This window comes from Gemmatimonadota bacterium, from assembly GCA_026706345.1.
GTDB lineage: Bacteria > JAAXHH01 > JAAXHH01 > JAAXHH01 > JAAXHH01 > JAAXHH01.
Window position 1 is genome coordinate 1 of record JAPOYX010000182.1, and the last position, 3,201, is coordinate 3,201.

Annotated in this window: 2 protein-coding genes; both read left to right on the forward strand. The window is 59.7% G+C overall.

What is annotated here, in order from left to right; translation table 11 throughout:
- Positions 1-420 precede the first annotated feature (420 nt).
- Positions 421-2,841 (forward strand): TonB-dependent receptor, encoded by a 2,421-nt coding sequence (locus tag OXG98_12465; GenBank protein ID MCY3772815.1) that lies wholly within the window; start codon positions 421-423, stop codon positions 2,839-2,841.
- A gap of 12 nt (positions 2,842-2,853) precedes the next feature.
- Positions 2,854-3,201 (forward strand): RidA family protein (locus tag OXG98_12470; protein ID MCY3772816.1); only part of this gene is annotated, 348 nt, incomplete at its 3' end.

The window sequence follows — 3,201 nt, forward strand, 5'->3', positions numbered from 1 at the left end:
TCCGGGCGGCGGTGGCGGGGCCGCTTCCATATCGGTTGCCACCGACGTCGACGTGAAGAGGTACCCTAACAGGGTTAACAGGGTTAACAGGTATAACAGGTGCCGATTGATCATGGTCCGATCCCCCAGTTGATATTGTTGGACGCCGACCTCCAAGGTCGCGCCGTAAGCATATAACATTTTTGGTACCGGATCGAATAAATAATTACCCGATGCTGTTGTATTCCCGCGGCCGCTTGTGCTATATTTGCAACGTGGTACATTTTTTATCGATTTGGTACCAATACGCTGGCAGGGACCAAATCACTTTTTGCCGTTCGGAATCAACATAGGGGGAGGTAGCTGACTATGTATCAACAGGCATCCGGGCAAACGCGCCCTTGTTCCGCACCGATCATCTCAATCCTTGCAGCGGCTTTATTGCTGACCGGCACGAACGCCGGCGCGCAGGTGCTGGAAGAGATCGTCGTCACCGCGCAGAAACGCGAACAGAACCTGATGGACGTCGGAATCGCCATCACCGCCTTGACGGGCGAACAGGTGCGCGAACTCGGCATGCGGGATACAACCTGGATACCCGACATGGCGCCCGGCGTGCAGCTCGTGCAGCCCAACTCCCGCCAGTCCTACGGTTTCGCCGTGCGCGGCGTCCTCCAGGTCGATTTCGCCGATCACCAGGAGCACCCGACCGCGGTCTATGTGGACGAGGCGTACGTCAGCCAGGCCTCCGCTTCGGGTTTCCAGCTCTTCGACCTGGAGCAGGTCGAAGTCCTGCGCGGCCCCCAGGGCACGTTGTGGGGCAGGAACGCCACCGGCGGCGCCATATCGTTCACTACCAACAAGCCGACACAGGAATTCGAGGCATACGCCGAAGCCAGGTATGGCAGCTACGATAACGTGGGTTTCGAGGCCGCGATCGGCGGCGGTATCAGCGAGAAAGTGTCCGTCCGCTTCGCCGGCACCGGGAACTGGCACGACGGCTATGCCGAAAACACCGTCGGACCGGACACATTCGACGATAACACGGCTTCGTTCCGCGGTCAGGTCCTGTTCGAGATCAGTGATGATGTGACCCTGCTGATCAACGGCCGCGGGTCTTACAGCGAGCTCATAGACGGCGCCCTGTTAATTCTGCCGTCCAGCTACGACCCGGAGACCCATTTCGGTTATATTCGAGGACCAGATGAGGTCACAGACAACCCGTTGGCCGGCGACCTGGAGGCCGGTCTTCAGCCCTCGGTCGATTGTCCCGGCTGCGATTATTTCGGTTGGAAGGAGCCGGACGACGGCAGGCGCAACGTAAGCCATGATTTCATCGGCTTCTCCGACCTGCACACCTGGGGCGGCGGCGCCCGCCTTGACTGGGATGCCGGCAACTTCGATTTCGTCTCGATCACCGACTGGTACCACGTCGATAAGGAGTACATGGAGGACAGCGACGGTACGCCGTATCCGGTCCTGGAAACCTTCCTGGCGAACAACGTCGAACAATTCTCGCAGGAGATCCGTATCAGCGGTGAGGCGGAGCGCTTTCGCTGGGTAGCGGGGGGCTACTACCTGCGAATCCGCGGCGACTACGGCACGGGTATCACGTTACGTTCCGACGTGGAGTCTATCGGCGCTTGGCCCAGTCCTCGGGACGTGGGTTCCATAGTACCGCCTGATGGGCTGATTGGCGCCGCCGGCACCGAAATTCCCTGCTTTGGAGCGGGTGGGTTCGAAGATTTACCCCAGACCTGCGGCATGCAGCCCACGTCCCATGATGCGGGCATCTTCCTCGTGTCCGGGTACTGGGAACAGGATACGGATTCGTATTCGGTGTTCGCCCAGACCGAGTTTGACCTGACGTCCCAGTTGACGCTGACCACCGGCTTCCGCTATATCGACGAGAATAAAGAGCTCGACTACATCAACCTGTACGACATCTGGCCGGCCGGCGAGCCAAGAGGGTTTTTGGCCCCTGTTGAACCCGCCGCTTACACGACCGTGTTCAACAAGGATTCGGCTGGCAACCTCGCCGAGTACGACGAGGGCCTGTGGTCGGCCAAGGTGGGGATCGACTGGCAGGTCAACGATGACCTGCTGACGTACTTCACTTTCAACCGCGGCGTCAAGGGCGGCGGCTTCAATGGGCCGGCGGAGGGTTATAATTTGAGGCCCGAGCAGTTTCCGTTCAAGGAAGAGGTGCTCAAGGCCTACGAAATCGGCTTCAAGCAGACCCTGGCGGATAACCGCTGGCGCCTGAACGCGGCCGCGTTCTACTACGACTACGATGATTTCCAAGCCTTCATTTTCGAAGGCCAAGGAAACCTGATATCCAACCAGGACGCCGAAATCTACGGCGCCGAACTCGAGATCGAGGGCTCGCCGGCGGAGGGCCTGGATTTCAAGGGCGGCGTGGCGTACCTGCAGGGAGAAGTCTATGACGTCACTTTCCCGTTCACCGACCCGGTCGACGGCCGTAGTTTTACCCAGCCGCTTGATCGGGAACTTCCGAGAGCGCCGGAGTGGTCCGTCAATGGCCTGGTGCGCTACCAGTGGCCGGTCAACATCGGTATGGGGGGGCACTTCGCCGTGCAGGCGGATTTCAATTACCGCAGCGACCAGAACATGCTCTTGACGGAAGCGCCCGCCGGAGAACAGGATGCCTACGCCATCGTCAACGCGCGCGCCAGCTATACCAGCAAAGACGGCCGCTGGGAAGCGGCGTTTGCGGCCCACAATATCGGTAACCAGTTCTACTGCACGCAGATCTACGACGTCGGGGAGTTCTTCAACAGCACCGAGTGCTTCTTCAATCGCCCGAGGTGGTTCGCGGGATCGGTGCGCATCAACTTCTAAGGAGGAATCACCATGCCCAAAGCAGACCAGATCTACCACAAGCGCCCTGACCTGGAGAAAGCCTTCTACTATGCACAGGTCTGCAAGGCCGGGAACACGTTGTATGTCTCGGGCTGCGTCAGTTGGGATGCCGAGGGAAACATTATCGGCGCGGGTGACATGAGGGCGCAGGTCGAGCAGGTCTACACCGACCTCAAGGAAACGCTGGAAGCTAACGGCGGTACCCTGCAGAACGTGTTGAGGGAAAATGTCTTCACTACCGACATGGATGCGCTGATAGCCAACAACGACGTTCGCATCCGGTTCTACCAGGAAGCCGGGTCGGCGCCGCCCGCAGCGACCTGGGTCGGCTGCACCCGC